This window comes from Streptomyces yongxingensis, from assembly GCF_055597465.1.
Genome location: NZ_CM145717.1, coordinates 1,319,836 through 1,337,370, shown reverse-complemented (window position 1 = coordinate 1,337,370; position 17,535 = coordinate 1,319,836). Strand labels below are relative to the sequence as shown.

Sequence of the window (17,535 nt, the reverse complement as noted above, 5' to 3'; positions counted from 1 at the left end):
CACCCCCGGGAAGGATCCTCATCGCATGACCCCCTCCGACCTCGCCGCCGCCACCGCCCAGGCGCTGCCCGAGATGATCGAAGACCTACGGGCGCTGGTGGAGCTGGAGACGCCGAGCAACGACAAGCGGCTGCTGGACGCGGGACTCGCCACGATCAGCGGCTGGGTCGTCGACCGGCTCGGCGAGCCGGACGGAACCGAGCGCCACGACTGCGGACCGCACGGCGATGTGCTGGCCCTGACCTATCGCGGCACGGCACCCGGCACCGTGCTGATGCTGTGCCACTACGACACGGTGTGGCCGGCCGGAACGCTCGCCGAATGGCCCTTCGAGGTCGAGGACGGCCGGGCGAGCGGCCCCGGTGTCTTCGACATGAAGACGGGTCTGGTGCAGGCCGTCTGGACGCTGCGGCTGCTGCGCGAGCTGGAGCTCCCCCACCCCTCGGTAAGGCTGCTGCTCAACGGCGACGAGGAGATCGGCAGCCCCGCCTCCCGGCGCCATATCGAGCGGCTGAGCGAGGACGTCCTGGCCACGCTGGTCTTCGAGGCATCGCTGGACGGGGCGCTCAAGACCTCCCGCAAGGGCGTCGGGCTGTTCGATGTGACGGCCTACGGCATCGAATCGCACGCGGGTCTCGACCCGTTCGCGGGCGCGAGCGCCATCCACGCGCTGGCCGAGGTCGTCCCGCAGATCGCCGCGCTCAGCGCCCCGGAGCGGGGGACCACGGTGAACGTGGGGCTGATCACCGGCGGCACGGGGCGCAATGTGATCGCCGCACAGGCGAGTTGCGGCATCGACATCCGGATCGCCACACCGGAGGAGATGAAGCGGATCGACGCCGCGCTGCACGCCCTCGCCCCCTCCGACCAGCGGGTGCGGCTGACCGTCACCGGCGAGTGGAACCGGCCGCCGATGGTCCCCAACGACCCGTCCCGCCGGCTGTTCGAGCAGGCCCACGCGATCGCCGCGGAACACGGCTGGGAACTGGAGGAGACCGCGGTCGGCGGTGCCAGCGACGGCAACTTCGTCTCCGCGCTCGGCCGTCCGGTCCTCGACGGGCTCGGCGCCCTCGGCTCCGGCGCCCACGCCCGCCACGAACACACCGTGCTCGCTCCGATCCCGGCCCGCACCGCGCTGACCATCGGCCTGCTCCGGGCACTGGCGGCGGACGCCTCCTAGGGGTGTCCGGCGGAACGTGACGCCTGCGGCGGGCTGCCCCCGCCCCTTCCCGGCACCTGACGATCGGCGCCGACCGGCCGACCGGCCGTCGGCGCCGGTGAGGCACATCAGCAGACGAGGAAGTCCGCCTCGCCCGCCTTGGCGCCCTGGATGAACGCGATGATCTCGCTGCGGGTGTAGACCAGCGCCGGACCGTCCGGATCGGTCGACTGGCGGATCGCGACCCGGCCGTCGTCCAGCTTCATGGCTTCGACGCAATTGCCGCCGTTGCCGCCGCTCCACGGCTTGTGCCAGCCCTCACTGCCGAGGTCGCTCGCGCGCATGCCGTTGTGAATGCGATCCATTCCGATCAGAGCTCCTTGCGGAAATCCCGGAGGATTTCCTTTGTGCGTCGTGCGGTTGCCGCCTGGGCCGCCATGCGGTCCATGGCCTCCAGATGGGAGGCCACCTCGATGCGCTCATCCAGGTAGACGGCGCCGGTCAGGTACTCGACGTAGACCATGTCCGGCAGTTCGGGGACAGCGAAGCGGAAGAGGACGAAGGGCCCATAGGTGCCCGGATGGTGCCCGGAGGAGAACTCCGAGATCTGCAGCGTGATGTGCGGCATCTCCACGGCCTCCAGCAGCCGGTCGACCTGCCGGCGCATCACCGCCGCCGAACCCACCTGCCGGCGCAGCACCGTCTCGTCCATCACCACCCACAGCCGGGGTGGATCCCGCCGGGTGAGCAGGCCCTGCCGCTCCATGCGCAGCGCCACATGGCGCTCCGTCTGCCGGGGACCGGCCTGGCCGATGGCCCCGGTCTGCATGACCGCGCGGGCGTAGTCCTCGGTCTGGAGCAGCCCGGGCACGAAGTGCGGCTCGTACGCCCGGATCATCTCGGCCGCGCCCTCCAGGCTGACGTGGACGCTGAACCAGTCCGGCAGGATGTCGTGGAACCGCTGCCACCAACCGGGCTTGTTGGCCTCCTCGGTCAGGGTGATGAACGAGTCGAGCTCCTCGCCGGTGATCCCGTAGGCGTCCAGCAGCATCTGCACATACGGAACCTTCAGCGCGACCTCGGCGGTCTCCATGCGGCGGATGGTGGCGGGCGCCACCCGCAGCACTCTGGCCGCCTCGTCCCGCTTGAACCCCGCCTTCTCCCGCAGATCCTGCAGCCTCTTGCCGAGGACGACCTGACCCACGGTCGGGGCCGACCGCGGTTCGCTCACCTGAATCCCTCCCTGACCTCCCCAACGCTGATGTTCGCAGTGTGCCATGGCCAGTGCGGAACGGACACATTGCACTGACGACTCTGCACTTTTCAGAGTGCCCCTTGCCAAGTGTCCCCGGCGATGCGCATAGTTGCGTCATGATCCCGTTACCGCGCTCCGCCGCGGCGACCGCAGGCACCATCGGCCCGACCTCTGTGAAGTGCCCCTCGATGACGTACGCCTTCGCCGGTGCGCTGACCGGCCTCGTCCGCGGCCGGTTCGGCCGGCGGGGATTCCGCGCGGTGTCCGGCCGCCACCGCCTTCAACTGCCCCCGGCGCTGCGGACGGACCGGGCCTACGACGCGGTGGGGATCGCCGAGCGGCACGGCCCCGGGGTGATGGCCCTGCTGCCCCGGGCGGGATGTGTGCTCACCGGCGCCGGACACTGGTGGTGGGTCGTGCCGCCCCATTCGGACGTCGGGGTCGACTGGCCCGCACCGGCCGTCTACGCGGTCGGCGCCATGGTGACCGGCCCGCCCGCGCGGCGGACCGGCCCCACGGGGAGGGAGGAGCCCGGTGTGGTGCACTGGCCGGGCGACGGGGAGCCGTACACCCATCCCCTGCTGCTGCACATCGCGGTCTGCGCGGCGGCCGGGGTCTCCCCGGCCTGGCCGTGCGACGACCGGATGCGTCGGTCGTGACCTCGGCACCGGGGCCCGGTCATGCGGTCGAGTCGTCCTGGAGGTACGCCGCGGGGCGCGGATAGCGCTGCAGCGCCGGGGTCTGGCCGGTCGGGTCGTCGTCCTGCTCGCTGAGGGGAATCACCGGGGCCGCTGCCGCCGCCGCGGCCTTCAGCTCGGCGGGGTCGTAGGTCATGGCCTGCGTCCGCTCCATCGGCGACGGCTCGGGTATTCCCGTGTCCTGCTGCCCGTAGAGCGGGATCTGGTCCATCGTCGTCTCCTCGGGCCGGGACTGGACGTACGCCGCCGTCCCCTGCCCCTGCGCACCCTGGGCCTGTGCCTGGGCTTGGGCCATCGGCATCTGGGAGGTCTGCGCCTGGGCGCCCTGGTACTGCGCGCTCTGCGGCTGGGGCGCCATCTGCATCAACGGCGCCTGACCCTGCGGCGCCTGGCTCTGGGCCGGCTGTAACTGCGGGGCCTGGAACTGCTGCGCCGGTGCCTGCTGCGGGATCTGCGGCTGCGGGGCCTGGACCATCTGGGGCTGCGGCAGCGCGGCCGGGGCCTGGTACAGGGGTGGCTGGGCCGGGGGAGTGGCGACATACGCGGGCGACAACTCCGGGAGCGGCTGCTGCTGGACATACCCGGCCGAGGCACCCGTGCCCGCGAAGGACGCCTGCCCGTACGGGTCGCCGGAGACGCCCTGCGGGGCCGGGAGGGCGGCCGCGGAGTACATCGGCTGGGGCTCCTGCGCCACCGGCGCGGCGGGCAGCTGGGGCGGCTGCTGGTAGGAGTAGTCCAGCGACTGCTGCTGGTAGGAGTAGTCCAGCGACGGCTGCTGGTCCCAGCTGACCTGCGGGGCGTAGAAGGACGTCCCGTACAGCACCGTGCTCAGCCCGGTCAGCAGCCGCTGCACATCCGGCTGGGAACGCACCACCAACCGCATGAACTGGCTGCTGCTGCCCAGTTTGTTGCCGCATTCGCGCACCAGCACACCGTGCTGGGACAGCAGTTGGTCGCGGACCCAGCCGCCGTCCGTCCCGGCCGGCAGCTTGACGAAGACGAAGTTTCCCTGGGAGGGATAGACCGTCATCCCGGGCAGTCCGGCCAGCTGGGTGGTCATCTGCTGCCGGTCGCGGCTGAGCATGCGCAGGCTCTCCACGTACTCCTGCCGGTACCGCTTCAGCATGAAGACGATGACCTCGGCGAAGGAGTTGAGGTTCCACTTCGGCAGCCGGGAGCGGATCTGCACGGCGAGCGACGGGTTGGCCACCAGATAGCCGAAGCGCACCCCGTGCAGTCCGAAGTTCTTGCCGAGGCTGCGCAGCACGATCACGTTCGGGCGCAGGATGGCCTCGTCCACGACGCTCGGATACGCCTCGGCGTCCGCGAACTCCAGGAAGGACTCGTCGATCACGATCAGGTCGAGGTCGGCCAGGGCGTCCATGATGCCGATGAGGGCCTGGCGGGGCACCAGGCCGCCGTCGGGGTTGTTGGGATTGCAGATCACGGCGACCCGGGAGCCCCGGGAGCGTACGAAGTTGACGAAGGCGTTGGGGTCGAGTGCGAATCCGCTCATTTCCGGGAGCTGGAACATATCGACCCGTTTGCCGGTCTCCATCGGCTGGTCGGTCCAGCGGCCGAAGGTGGGGATCGGCACCGCCAGGCTTTCCTTCACCAGCAGATGGTCGATCCAGGTGATGAGCTCGGTCGAGCCGTTGCCCATCGCCATGGTCTGCGGCTGGAGCCCGAGCACATCGGCCAGTTCGGCGGTGATGGTCTCCGCGGAGCTCGGGTAGTAGGTGAGGATGTCCCGCAGCCTGACCGCCATCACGGCGAACATCGCGGGGGTGGGGAAGTACGGATTGCAGGGGATGCAGAAGTCCACGAGCTCCTGTCCGCCACCCGTGACCCCGGCGCGGTTGAGCGCGAAGAACGACGGGCTGTGGGCGGTGCCACGGAAAAGCCCCATGGCATCACCGGTATTGCCGACTGCGGCAACAGTCACGGCGGGACCTCCTCGGTCGCATGGGCCGCGTCGACGCACTGACACGGCCGTTGCGGCTCGTCCCTCGAGCCTGACGCATGATCTCTCGAAGCCGGGGTGGGCGAGGATTTTCGTGGGGGTTTGGAAAACTTCCGGGACACCTGCTCCGGTCTCGAATAGAATTCCGCCCCTTGCCCCTTGAGAATGCCGGTGCGGCCTTCAGACCGTATCCCCCGGCGGGCGTTCGCCAGCGGCCCCGGTGGTGCGGTGCTGTTCCGCTACCCAGACCGCCACCTGCGCACGCGAGGTGAAACCCAGCTTGCTCAAAATGTGCTCAATATGGCCCTCGGCCGTGCGCTGGGCGATGACCAGGGACGAGGCGATCTCCTTGTTGCTGAGCCCCTGCGCGACCAGCCGCGCGATTTCGGACTCCCGGGGCGTCAGCTGCGACGGCCGCCCGGCCGCTGCCGTCTCTCCGCTGGGCAGTTCGTCCTCCAGCGCGTACTCCAGCGCCTCGGCGTAGGACAGCCGGGCGCCCTGTTTGCACGCCGCGTTGAAGGCCGGTTTGCCCAGGGCCCGCCGCACCGCGGCCTCGCACTCCTCGTGGTAGTGGACGAGGTGCCCGTAGCCGGAGTGCGGGGCGCCGATGGCGTGCCAGAGGGTCCCCAGGGCGCCCAGCAGCCTGGCCGCCCGGGTGTGGTCCTGTTCGGTGGCCGCGATCCAGGCCAGCACCTCCAGGTTGACCCCGACGCCCAGCGGGTCGTCCAGCGAGCGGTTGAACGTGAGGCTCTCCTTCTCCAGGGCGGCCGCCCTGGCGGTGTCGCCCTGGCGCCAGACGTCCACGCCGAGCGCCATCATCGTGTAGGCCCGGTGCCAGCCCTCCCCGTACGCGTCGCACACCTCCAGCGACTCCTCGCCCAGGGCGATCGCGCGCGGTGAATCGCCGATGAAGGAGTGGGCGAGCGAGAGCCGGATGAGCGCCAGGGCCAGCCCCACCGGGTCGCCGGTCGCGCGATGGCGGACCACGGCCTCCTGGTAGAGCGCGATCGCGGACCGGGTCTCGCCCCGGTACATGGCGACCATGCCGGAGTAGAGCGCGACGTAGCCGAGCACCGGCTCCAGGCCCAGCCGGGTGCCGAGGGACCGGCTCTCCTCGAGCATGGCCGCGGCGGCGTCGACGTCGGACTGGATGACGGCCAGCCAGCTGTCGGTCCACAGGGCCCGCGCCCGTGCCCCGTCGGGTTCGGTGTACAGCGCGAGGGCCTGGTCCAGCCAGCGGCGGCCCTCGCCGAGGTAGTAGCTGGTGATCCAGTGGTAGAGCAGGTCGGCGGCCATGTCGAGGCCGCATGCGGTCTGTCCGGGCTCGGCCAGCCAGCTCTCCAGGGCGGTGCGCAGATTGGCGTGCTCCAGGTGAAGCCGGGTGAACCACTGCACCTGGGCCGGTCCGAAGAGCGCCGCCCGCGCGTCCGCGGCGAGTCCGCGGTAGTAGTCGCGGTGGCGCCGCAGCCGTACGGCGGCGTCCTCCCCGGAGGCGGCCAGCCGCTCACGGCCGTACTGGCGCAGCGTGTCCAGCATCCGGTAGCGCACCGCCGTCGGGTGCTCCTCCCTGAGCAGCACCGACTTGTCCACCAGCTCGGTCACCAGGTCCAGGATCTCCTCGCGGTCGATGCCCTCGCCCGAGCAGACCGCCTCGGCCGCCTCCAGGTCCAGGCTTCCGGCGAACACCGAGACCCGGTCCCACAGCAGCCGCTCCCGCTCGGTGCACAGCTCATAGCTCCAGTCGATCAGCGCCCGCAGCGTCTGGTGGCGGGCGAGGACCGTCCGGGAGCCGGTGGTGAGCAGCCGGAACCGGTCGTCGAGCCGGTCCAGCAGCTGCTGGACGGACAGGGCGCGCAGCCGTACGACCGCGAGCTCGATCCCCAGCGGGATGCCGTCGAGCCGGCGGCAGATCAGCTCCACCCCGTCCCGGTTGTCCTCGCTGAGCTCGAACCCGGGGACGATGGCCGCGGCCCGCTCGACGAACAGCCGTACCGCGTCCCACCGGGCGAGCGTCGCGAGCGACGGCCGCGGCCCCTCGGGGTCCGGCAGTCCCAGGGTGGGCACGGGGAGGCTCTGCTCACCGGCGGTGCCCAGCGCCTGACGGCTGGTGGCCAGCAGCCGCAGCCGGGGGGCCGCGCGCAGCAGCCGGTCGGCGAGCCGGGCGCAGTCCTCCAGGAGGTGTTCGCAGTTGTCGAGGACGATCAGGGCCTGCCGGTCCCGCAGATGGTCGACGAGGATGTCCATCGCCGGGCGGGAGGAGTGGTCGCGTATCTCCAGCGCCTCGGTGACGCCCTGGGCGAGCAGCGTGGGGTTGTCCAGCTCGGCGAGTTCGGCCAGCCAGACCCCGTCGGGGAAGGCCCGGCGGGCCTCGTCCGCGACCCGCAGCGCCAGCCGGGTCTTCCCGACCCCGCCGACCCCGGTCAGGGTGACCAGGCGGGACGCGGACAGCATCCGCCTGACCTCGGCCGCCTCGTGCCGACGTCCCACGAAACTCGTCACCTCGGCCGGCAGCCTGACTGTCTGCCGCCCGGTCGGGGTGCCTGTCGCCACCGCACCCATCGATGCCTCGCACCGGCCCCGGGTGGGCGGGACCTGTGCCCGCACGGACCCGGAGCCCTGTTTCCAGGCTATGCCCGGGCCAGGGGCCGCCGCACCCACCCCGGGCGGGCGCGGGCAGGGTGCGCCGAGGGTGAGCTGTGGCCGACCGACCGTGACCGCCCCGGCGGGGGAGGGGAGCGGAACGGGTACCGATGCGGGGATATCTCCCCTCGCCGCGTCCGGCCGCGCCGACCCACGATGGTGGCCTCGGTGAGTTCCGCCGCTCCCTCTGGCGGAAGATCGAAGGTTCGGACCATGTGCCTCCATCAACCCCCATGTCCTCCCGCCGACGCACCGGACCACGATTCGGCGCGTCCGGTGGCCTCCCACCTCGAGCAGGGATGGAGCCTGCTGTGCAACGGAGTGGTGATCTTCGCGGACACGGGTGAGATCCTTCCCGACGGGCGCGCCATCCCCGCCCCCCGGACCAGCCCCGACCCGTCAGCATGAACGCCGCTGCCCCCACCCTCACCCACGGCTCCACGATGAGCACCGAGCGCCGCCCCGACACAGCGCCCCCCGCCACCAGCGGCGGGACGTCCTGGCTGCTCCCCTCCGAGCCGTCCTCGGTGCCGACGGCCCGGCGGCTGACGCTCGCCCAGCTGTCGGCGTGGACACTGCACGACTTCGCCGACGACGCCGAACTGCTCGTCAGCGAGCTGGTCACCAATGCCCTGCGGCACGCGGGCGGACCGATCCGCCTGACGCTCTCCCTGTGCTCCGTCGACCGCGCCTTCCGCTGCGAGGTGGCGGACGAGGACCCCGGCCGGCCCCGGGTGCGCCGGGCGTGCGGCGATGACGAGGGCGGGCGCGGGCTCCACCTGCTGGACCTGCTCTCCCGCTGCTGGGGATCCACCTGCACGGCGGCGGGCAAGGTCGTCTGGTTCGAGCTCCACCCGCCTGCCATCGCCCTGGAAGCCGCCCTGGAAGGGGCCCCCGAGACCCCGTGATCGTGAGCCGACGAAGGGAGATGCCATAGACGACTTCACGCCTCGTACCCACACAGTGATACCGAACGGCCCGGGGACGGAATGGTGAACGCCCTCACCACGCCTTCCGTCTCCGGGCTTCGCTGATCGCGCTCCGGGCCCGACTGATCGGGATCCGGACTTCACCGATCGGGCTGCGGGCGGGACGGCCGATCGGGATTGCATGACGGCTGATCGGGATTGATCGTCGTCATTGCGCTCGTGTAATCTGCTGATCGCGGCAGCAGCACACTTTTCCGAAATTCTTCGCATTTTGTGGCTCGAGGAGGCTGCGTGGTGGACCGGAAAATGGATTCCGGTTTACCCGGCGCGCTGGTCGGACGCGCCGCCGAACTCGCCGCGCTGACCGCCCACGCGGAGGCCGCCCACAGCGGCCGTTCCGGTCTGGTGGTCCTGTCCGGTCCGGCCGGAATCGGCAAGACCAGCCTGCTGCGCGCCTTCCTCGACGGCGACGCCTGCCGGAAGATGACCGTGCTGCACGGCGCCTGCGGTGAAGTGGTGGCCGGCGCCGGATACGGCGGGGTGCGCGCCCTCTTCGGAAGCCTCGGGCTCTCGGCCGAGGACGCCCAGGACTCCCCGCTGCTGCGCGGCAGCGCCCGCCGCGCCCTCCCCGCGCTCAGCCCCCGCCCCGGCGAGGAGGGGCCGTCCACGGCCGCCACCGTCTACCCGGTGCTGCACGGCCTGTACTGGCTCGCCGCCAACCTGATGACCCAGGGCCCGCTCGTGCTCGTCCTGGACGATGTGCACTGGTGCGACGAGCGCTCCCTGCGCTGGATCGACTTCCTGCTGCGCCGGGCCGACCAGCTGCCGCTGCTGGTGGTGCTCGCCCAGCGCAGCGAGGAGGAACCGGTCGCCCCCGCGGCCCTGGCGGACATCCTCGCCCAGCCGCGCTCCGCGGTGATCCGCCTCGACCCGCTGACCGACGCCGAAGTGGCCGAAATGGCGCACCAGGTCTTCGCCGCCCCCGTCGCGCCCTCCTTCGCCGAGCGCGCCGCCGCCGTCTGCGGCGGCAACCCGCTGACGGTCGCCCGGCTGCTGCGCGAGCTGCGGGCCAAGGGCGTGGCGCCCGACGAGAGCGGCATCCGCGAGATCGCCGAGGTCGGGAGTTACGTGGTCGCCCTGTCCGTGCGCGCCCTCTTCGACGCCCAGCCCGGCTGGGTCCGGGACGTGGCCACCGCCATCGCGGTGCTCGGCCAGGAGGACGCGGAGCACATCGGCGCGCTGGCCGGAGTGCCCGCCGCCCGCGTCGCGGAGGCCGTGGAGCAGCTGCGCGAGGCCGATGTGATGGCGCCGGACCGGGCGGACCTGACCCATGACGTGGTGCGCTCCGCGGTGCTGGAGGCCGCCGGGGAGGAGCGGCTGGCCGAGCTGCGCGCCAGGGCCGCCCTGCTGCTGAGCGACGCCGGACGGCCCGCCGAGGAGGTCGCCAACCAGGTGCTGCTGGTGCCCGGCACCCCCCAGCCGTGGATGGGCTGGGTGCTCCGGGAGGCCGCCGCCCAGGCCGAGCACCGCGGCGCCCCGGAGGCCGCCGCCCGCTATCTCTACCGGGTCCTGGAGGCGGAGCCGGACAGCCTGTCGGCCCATGTCCCGCTCGCCAAGGCGCTCGCGGAGATCAACCCCGCCGAGGCCATCCGCCTGCTGAAGCGGGCGCTCACGCTGGCCACCGACATCCGCACCAAGGCGCCCATCGCCGTGCAGTTCGGCCTCACCTGCCTCACCGTCCAGCAGTCACCGGCCGCCGTACGGGTGCTCAGCGAGGTGCTCGACGAGCTCGAGGCCGAGCTGGGGCCGGACCCCGATCCCCGCGACCGCGAGCTGCGCACCCTCGTCCAATCGACGCTGCTGATCAGCGGATCCGATGAGAAGGCCACGATCCACACGGTCCGGGAGCGCTTCGCGCGCATCCCCGAACCCGCCGGGGACACCCCCGCCCAGCGCCAGATGCTCGCCATGATGACGGTCCTGTCGGCGATGGAGGGCCGCTCGGTGCGGCGGGCGGTGGGGCAGGCCCGCCGCGCGCTGAGCTCCGCGGACCGGCTCGACAACTGGTCGCTGCTCTTCTCCGCGTTCACCCTCGGCCTGGCCGACGAGATCGAGGAGGCGATGGAGGCCCTGGAGCACGCGCTGCGCCACGGCCAGGACAACGCCGCGGTGTGGTCGTACGTGATCACCCTCTCCTACCGCGCCCTGCTGCTGCACGGCGTCGGCGCGATCCCCGACGCCCTCGCCGACGCCCAGACCGCCGTCGAGATCATCGGCGAGGAGCGGTGGAGCGCCAATGTGACCGTGCCGCAGACCGCGCTCGCGACGATCCTGATCGACCGGGGCGAACCGGAGCGGGCCGAGGAGCTGCTGGCCGCCGTCACCCGGCCGAACCTGGACGGGTTCGTCATGGAGTACCACTCGTATCTCATGGCCCGCGCCCGGGCCCGCTGGGCGCTCGGCGACAGCGCCACCGCGCTGCGGCTGCTGCTCGACTGCGGCGCCTCCCTGGAGGAGTCCGGCTTCGCCAATCCGGTGTTCCTGCCCTGGTGGACCGAGGCGGCCTGTCTGCTCGCGGCGGAGAAGCGGGCGGACGAGGCGCGGGACCTGGTCGAGCACGGCGCCGAGCTGGCTCGCCGCTGGAGCACCCCGCGCGCCTTCGGACTCGCCGCCCTCGCCCGCGGGGTGACCACCCCCGGCGAGGAGGGCATCGCCCGACTCACGGAGGCGGTCGAGCACTTCTCCGGGTCGCCCGCCCGCGCCGAGCACGCCCGGGCCGAGTTCCTGCTCGGCGGGGCGCTGCTGGACGCGGGGCGGCCGCGCGAGGCCCGGGAGCGGCTGCGCTCGGCCGTCGACCTCGCGCAGGGCTGCGGCGCGCTCGCGCTCGCGAAGGACGCCCGCAACCGGCTGGTCGCGGCGGGCGGCCGGATGCGCGAGATCACCGCCTCACCGGTCGACCTGCTCACCGGCACCGAGCGCAAGGTGGCCCAGATGGCCTCGCGCGGGGCGGGCAACCGCGAGATCGCCGAGGCGCTGTTCGTCACCGTACGCACCGTGGAGACCCATCTCACCAGCGTCTACCGGAAGCTGAGCGTCAGTCAGCGCGGGGAGCTGGCCTCGGTGCTGAACACCCCGCGCCTTCCCGACCCACAGGCCCCCGCGTGGGTCTTCGCCTCGCGCGGCCGTCGCTGACGCGCGCAGGGCGGTTCGGTGACAGGTCCACGCCCCATCCCAGGCATATAGTCACACCATGCAGCTCAACGGGCTCCCGTTCCCCGGCCGTGAACGAGAGCAGGCCATGCTTGCCCAGACCGTCGCCGATCTCGGCCGGGGCCGATCCTCGGTGGTGACACTGATCGGCAAGCCCGGTTACGGACAGAGCCGCCTGTTGAACCTCGCCGCCCGGCTGGCCGAGGACCAGGGCTTCCGCGTGCTGCGCGCCAAGGCGACCCCCGGCGAGCGCGATGTGCGCTACGGCGTGGTGGGACAGCTGCTGGCCCCGATGGACGGACTCACCGACGGCTCGATGAGGGCCCTGACCGGACGGGGGCCCGAGAGCCGCTTACCGGGCCTGACCGAGTTGCTGCGGACCGCCCGGGAGCGGCCCACACTGCTGGTGGTCGACGATGTGGAATGGCTGGATCCGGCCTCGCTGCGCTGGTTCGGGGCGCTCATACGGCGGCTGCCCGACGCCCTGATCGTCCTCCTGGTGGGCGGCACCGGCCGGCTCCGCCCCGGCGCGTGCCCCCTGTCCACCGCGCCGCAGCAGGTGATCACCCTCGAATTCGAACTGGCCCCGCTCGCCCCGCGCGACGTGGCCGCCACGGTCGCGCTGATCTGCGGCCGCCCCGGCGACAACGCCTTCATCTCCGCGGCCCTGGAGGCGAGCGCGGGCAACCCCGAGGTGCTGTCCGAGGCACTGCGCCGCTTCACCAAACACGGCTACGCGCCGGTGGCCGGGCGGGTGCCGGAACTGTCCACCATCACCGAGGCCGTGGGCGGTGAACACGCCGTCCGCGTGCTGGGAGCGCTGTCCGACACGGCCGTCGCGCTCGTCCGCGCGCTCGCCGTCTGCGGCGATCTGCTGGACGTTTCCCTGCTGTACGCGCTCGCCGGCCCCCGCGCCGCGAGCGAGCCCGGACTGCCCGAGGTCCTCCAGGAGAGCGGGCTCGCCATCGCCTCCGGGACCGGGCTCCGGCTGAGCCGGCCCGAGGCGCGGAGCTGGATCCTCGCCGAGATGCCCGGCGAGGAGCGGGCCGAGCTGCACGCCCGGGCGGCCGAGTTGGCCTACCGGGCGGCCGTGGCCGACGAGGACATCGCCCGGCTGCTGCTCGCCGCCCGCCCGGTCGACGAGCCCTGGGTGATCCCCGTGCTGCGCCGCACCTGCGCCGCCGCACTGCGCGCGGGCCGGACCGCCCAGGCGATCGCCTGTCTGTCCCGGGCGCTGGAGGAGCCGCTGGACCCGGCGCCGCGCGCGCGGCTGGGCCTCGAACTCGCCGCCATTGAAGTGCTGGCCGCCCCCGAGGCCGCGGGCCGCCGGCTGGCGGAGATCATACGCACCGGCGACGGCGGGCCCGGCCGGATCCGGGTGCGCGCCGCCGACCTCGGACTCTCCCGCGGCGACGACAAGGCGCTGCGCCGCGCGATCGTCGAGGTGCTGCCCTCGACCGACGGCGAGGAACGGGGGGCACTGGCCGGGCTGTTCTGGCTCACCGAGTCCGACGGGCAGGACGACACCGATCTGGTCCCGGACGGGATCCCACCGCTGCCCGACGACCCCACCTGCCCGGTGCAGGCCGCGGCGCGCGCCTGGCGGCTGGCCCTGCGCGGGGCGGACCTGCCCACCGCCCGGGCGCTGGCCCATCGGGTCTTCACCCTGGACGGCGGCGCGGGCGCCCTGATCCTGCCCCGGCTCACCGCCGCCCGGACCCTGCTGCTGACCGACGACCTGGACGAGGCCGAGGTCCGGCTGGACGTGCTCCACACCGACCTGCGCCGGCGGCACGCCCGCGCGGCCGCGGCCCAGGCCCTGGCCGTCCGCGGCGAGCTGAACCTGCGGCGCGGCCGTCTCGACATGGCCGAACGGGACGTGGCCGCCGCCGAGCGGTCACTGCCCCGCTCCCTCTGGCACCGCTACACCGTCCCGTATCTGCTGGCCGTCCGGATCCTCATCGCCCTGGAGAACGGCGACCTCGGCCAGGCCGGTGTGCTCGCGGCCGCCTCCGCCCCCGCCGAGTCGCGCGAGGGCGCCTCCTGGGGCTATCTGCTCTTCGCCAGGGCGCTGGTGGCCGTCAAGGACGACCGGCTGCCCGAGGCGGTGGAGCTGTTCCGGGCCACCGGCAGATGGCAGCTGGGCCGCGGGCGGATCAACCCCGCCCTGATGCCCTGGCGTTCGATGGCCGCCCGGGTCCACGACGCCCTCGGCGACCACGAGGAGGCACGGCGGCTCGCCGACGAGGAGCTCGCGCTGGCCCGGTTGTGGGGCGCCCCCAACACGCTCGGCTGGGCCCAGCTGGGCGCCGGACGGGTGGCCCACGAGGGGCGGGTCGAGCGGCTCCGCGAGGCGGTGGCCACCCTGCGCTCCACCCCGGCCCGGCTCGCCTACGCGGGGGCCCTGCTGGAGCTGGCCACGGCCGAACTCGACACCGGGAACCCGCGCGCCGCGGCCCCCCTGGTGGCCGAGCTGTTCACCTTCGTCATCGCCCACCGGCCCTCCAGCAAGCTGGTCGCGAAGGTGCGCGAGCTGTCCGAGCGGACGGGGCCCTCCGCCGTCCGCGGACGCGTCCCGCATCCGGCGTGGGCGACGCTGACCGAACCCGAGCAGCGCACCGCCGCCCTCGTCGGACTCGGCCATGGCAACCGGGAGATAGCCGAGACCCTCTCCGTTAGCAGACGCACCGTGGAGCTGAGGCTCAGCGGTGCGTACCGAAAGCTGGGGATCGGCGGTCGCGCGGAGCTGATCGCGTTGCTGCGGGCGGCACAGGGAGGCGGAATCGATGTTGCTTGAACGGGAGGCCGAGCTGGCGCAGGTCGCGGAGGCCCTGCGGGCCGCGGCGGCGGGCGACTCGTCACTGCTGTTGCTCACCGGCCCCCTGGGCACCGGCCGGACCGCGCTGCTGCACCAGCTGCCGATGCTCGCTGACGGCGAGAGGATCAGGGTCCTGCGCGCCAACGCCGCGCCGATGGAGCAGGACTTCGACTTCGGCGTGGTCCGCCAGCTCTTCGACAGCCTGCTCACCGGCGCCCCGGAAGAGCTCCGCGGGCACCGCATCGAGTCGGAGGTCGACCTCTGCCGGACGGTCTTCTCCGACGACGCCCCGCCGCTCGGCGAGGACGGGGCCGTCACCATCCCCGAGGAGGCGCTGTACGGCCTGCGCTCGGTGCTGGCCGTCGCCGGCGCCGAACGCCCGCTGCTCATCCTCGTGGACGATCTGCAGTGGGTCGACACCCCCTCGCTGCGCTGGCTCGCCTTCCTCGTCAAGCGGCTGCACGGGCTGCGCGCCGTGGTCGTCTGCGCGCTGCGGGACGGCTACCGGCGCCCCGGGGACCCACTGCTGCGGGAGATCGTCGAGGCGGCGCGCCGGGTGCTGCGCCCCGCGCCGCTGTCGCTGGGCGCCACCAAGGAAGTGATCCTCGAGCAGTTCGGCGTGCCGGGGGACGAGGAGTTCGCCCGCGCCTGTCACGAGAGCTCCGGGGGCAACCCGCTGTTCCTGAAGTCGGTGCTGGCGGACCTGGCCATGCGCGGCCACCGCCCCACCGCCGAGCAGGCCGAGACGGCCCGCACCCTGCGCCCCGCCCTGCTGCGCGAGCGGCTGGCCAGCTCCCTGCGGGCCCAGCCCCGGCCTCCGCGCGACCTGGCAGCCGCCATCGCGGTCCTCGGCGACCAGGCCGAACCGGACCTGCTGGGCCGGCTGGCCGGGCTGGACCCGATCGGCTTCCTGGCCGCGCTGCGCGACCTCCACCAGCTGGGGCTGCTCGCCGCCGAGCAGGAGCCGCGCTTCCTCCACCGGGTGGTGCAGGACGCCGTCGAGTCCTCGATGACCGTGGCCGAACGGGAGCGGCTGCACGACGCCGCGGCGGCCCTGATGTACCACAACGGACGCCCCGCCGAGCTCGTCGCCGCCCAGCTCATGGCCGTCACCAGCTCCGACCACCCCTGGGCGGTGGAGGTGCTGCGGGCCGCGGCGGACACCGCGCTGCGCCGCGGCGCGCCCCGCACCGCCGCCCGCTATCTGCGCCGCGCCCTCCTCGACGGCTCGCTGACCGGGGAGGGCCGGGCCCGGCTGCTGATCGATCTGGCCACCGCGGAGCGCGGCTTCGACCCGGCCGCCTGTGAACGCCACATCTCCCAGGCGATCCCCCTGCTGACCACGGCAAGGCTCCGGGCCGCCGCGGCCCTGCGGATCTCGCCCACCATCGTGGGCCTGGGGCCCCCGTCGGTCATCGATCTGCTGCACCAGGTCGCCGAGGACCTGGGGCCCGCGGCCTCGCTGGAGGGCACGGCCCGCGATGTGGCGCTGCGGCTCGAGGCGCGGCTGCGGCACGCCGGACACGAGGACCCGGCGGAGCTGGCCGCGGCGGTCGAGCGGCTGTCCGCGCTGGGGGAGGAGCCGCCACTTCTCACCTCCGCCGAGCGTGAGCTGACGGCGGTGCTGCTCAACGCGGCGGTGCTCACCGCCCGATGGCCCGCGGCCGAGGTCGCCCGGCTGGCCAACCGCATCCTGGAGCGCGAACCGGCCACTTCCGACCAGGTCCACACCCCGCTGCCGCTGGTGGTGATCGGGCTGGTGGCCGCCGATTCGGTACGGGGGATCAGCTCCTGGCTGGCGATGGAGCAGCAGACGCGGCGGCAGGGCGGCACGGTCGTGGACGCGCTCGTCAACGTTCAGCAGGCCATGGTGCTCAGCGCCCGCGGCCGCGTCGCCCAGGCACGTGAGTACGGTGAGCGCGCGGTGCGGCTGGCCGAGGTGCACTGGCAGGAGGCCGGGGTCGTCTCCACCCTCGCCCTCACCCGCGTCGCCCTGGACCTCCAGGACTCCGCGCTGATCGAGCGGATTCTGGACGGTCCCGGGCGGCGCCGCTCCTCGAGCCTGGCCCTGACCACGGCGCTGCAGTTCGTCAAGGCGGCGCAGGACGCCGAGCAGGGCCGCTGGACCAGCGCCCTGGAAACCCTCCTGGCCAGCGGCCGGCAGTTGGAGGCGTCGGGCTGGCGCAATCCCGTGCTCTTCTCCTGGCGGCCCTGGGCTGCCGACCTCCACCGGCGGGTCGGTGACCCCTGCGCGGCCAGGGCGCTGGCCGACGAGGAGCTGCTGCGGGCGACGGAATGGGGCGCCCCGGTGGCACTCGGCCGCGCGCTGCGGGTGAAGGCCCGGTTGAGCGACGGTGACCAGGGGGTGCGGCTGCTGCGCGAATCGGTCGATGTGCTGCGTGCCTCGGCCAATGAACTGGAACTCGCCCGCACGCTCCTGCTGCTGGGCAAGCGGCTGAGGCCGGGAGGCGGCGAGGCGGCGGCGGTCCTCCGGGAGGCCGCGGCCCTGGCCTCGGCGTGCGGGGTGCCACGGCTGGTCGAGCGGATCCGCGCGGCGGACGGCAGCGGTGCGGCGGCCGCCCCGCCGGAGGCGACCCTGACCCGTACCGAACGCACCGTGACCTCCCTCGTCGGACGCGGCCTGACCAACCAGGAGGTCGCGGCCGAGCTGGGGGTGAGCTCCCGCGCCATCGAGAAGCATCTGACGAGTTCCTATCGCAAGCTGGGCGTCTCCGGGCGGCGCGAGCTCATCGAGCTGCTGCCTCGCATGCATTCGTGAACGGCGCGTTAACGGCGATAATTGGACGCTGTTTGACGAGGATTCGTGAACCGACCGTACCGGCCCACCGAAGGGGTGGGGTGC

At 73.1% G+C, this 17,535-nt stretch carries 11 protein-coding genes; 7 read left to right on the top strand and 4 right to left on the bottom strand.

Annotated elements, in window-relative coordinates; translation table 11 throughout:
* The first annotated feature begins 25 nt into the window (after positions 1–25).
* Positions 26–1,180, top strand: a complete 1,155-nt coding sequence (locus tag ACZ6TD_RS05585) for a M20 family metallopeptidase (RefSeq protein ID WP_471351276.1) — start codon at positions 26–28, stop codon at positions 1,178–1,180.
* Between the two features lie 107 nt (positions 1,181–1,287).
* Here ACZ6TD_RS05585 and ACZ6TD_RS05580 read toward each other — a convergent pair whose 3' ends face one another.
* Both ACZ6TD_RS05580 and ACZ6TD_RS05575 read right to left on the bottom strand, forming a co-directional pair.
* Positions 1,288–1,524 (bottom strand): DUF397 domain-containing protein, encoded by a 237-nt coding sequence (locus ACZ6TD_RS05580; RefSeq protein ID WP_470004036.1) that lies wholly within the window; start codon positions 1,522–1,524, stop codon positions 1,288–1,290.
* A 5-nt stretch (positions 1,525–1,529) separates the two neighbouring features.
* Entirely contained in the window at positions 1,530–2,390 is an 861-nt protein-coding gene (locus ACZ6TD_RS05575) for a helix-turn-helix domain-containing protein (RefSeq protein WP_471351275.1), read from the bottom strand.
* 140 nt (positions 2,391–2,530) lie between these two features.
* Here ACZ6TD_RS05575 and ACZ6TD_RS05570 point away from each other — a divergent pair, with 140 nt between their 5' ends.
* On the top strand, positions 2,531–3,073 hold the full coding sequence (locus ACZ6TD_RS05570) for a hypothetical protein (RefSeq protein WP_471351273.1): 543 nt from the start codon (positions 2,531–2,533) through the stop codon (positions 3,071–3,073).
* A 19-nt stretch (positions 3,074–3,092) separates the two neighbouring features.
* Here the strand turns inward: ACZ6TD_RS05570 and ACZ6TD_RS05565 are convergent, their stop codons facing one another.
* Together ACZ6TD_RS05565 and ACZ6TD_RS05560 are read right to left on the bottom strand one after the other, a co-directional pair.
* Positions 3,093–5,057, bottom strand: coding sequence for a pyridoxal phosphate-dependent aminotransferase (locus ACZ6TD_RS05565; protein ID WP_471351272.1), 1,965 nt, complete (start codon positions 5,055–5,057; stop codon positions 3,093–3,095).
* Positions 5,058–5,255: 198 nt separating this feature from the next.
* Entirely contained in the window at positions 5,256–7,562 is a 2,307-nt protein-coding gene (locus ACZ6TD_RS05560) for an ATP-binding protein (protein WP_471351270.1), read from the bottom strand.
* Positions 7,563–7,928: 366 nt separating this feature from the next.
* On the opposite strand from ACZ6TD_RS05560, the gene ACZ6TD_RS05555 reads away from it, so the two are divergent.
* From ACZ6TD_RS05555 to ACZ6TD_RS05535, 5 genes are all read left to right on the top strand, one after another.
* Positions 7,929–8,123, top strand: a complete 195-nt coding sequence (locus ACZ6TD_RS05555; protein ID WP_471351268.1) for a DUF5999 family protein — start codon at positions 7,929–7,931, stop codon at positions 8,121–8,123.
* Positions 8,120–8,623: an ATP-binding protein gene (locus tag ACZ6TD_RS05550; protein WP_471351266.1), complete on the top strand. Its 504-nt coding sequence runs from the start codon at positions 8,120–8,122 to the stop codon at positions 8,621–8,623. The genes ACZ6TD_RS05555 and ACZ6TD_RS05550 overlap by 4 nt, the downstream gene beginning before the upstream one ends.
* Positions 8,624–8,935: 312 nt before the next feature.
* A complete protein-coding gene (locus tag ACZ6TD_RS05545; protein WP_471351265.1) occupies positions 8,936–11,836 on the top strand; it encodes a helix-turn-helix transcriptional regulator in 2,901 nt (966 codons plus the stop codon).
* A 58-nt stretch (positions 11,837–11,894) separates the two neighbouring features.
* Entirely contained in the window at positions 11,895–14,651 is a 2,757-nt protein-coding gene (locus ACZ6TD_RS05540; protein ID WP_471351264.1) for an AAA family ATPase, read from the top strand.
* Positions 14,641–17,451, top strand: a complete 2,811-nt coding sequence (locus ACZ6TD_RS05535) for an AAA family ATPase (protein ID WP_471351262.1) — start codon at positions 14,641–14,643, stop codon at positions 17,449–17,451. Before ACZ6TD_RS05540 ends, ACZ6TD_RS05535 begins: the two co-directional genes overlap by 11 nt.
* The last annotated feature ends 84 nt before the right edge of the window (positions 17,452–17,535 follow it).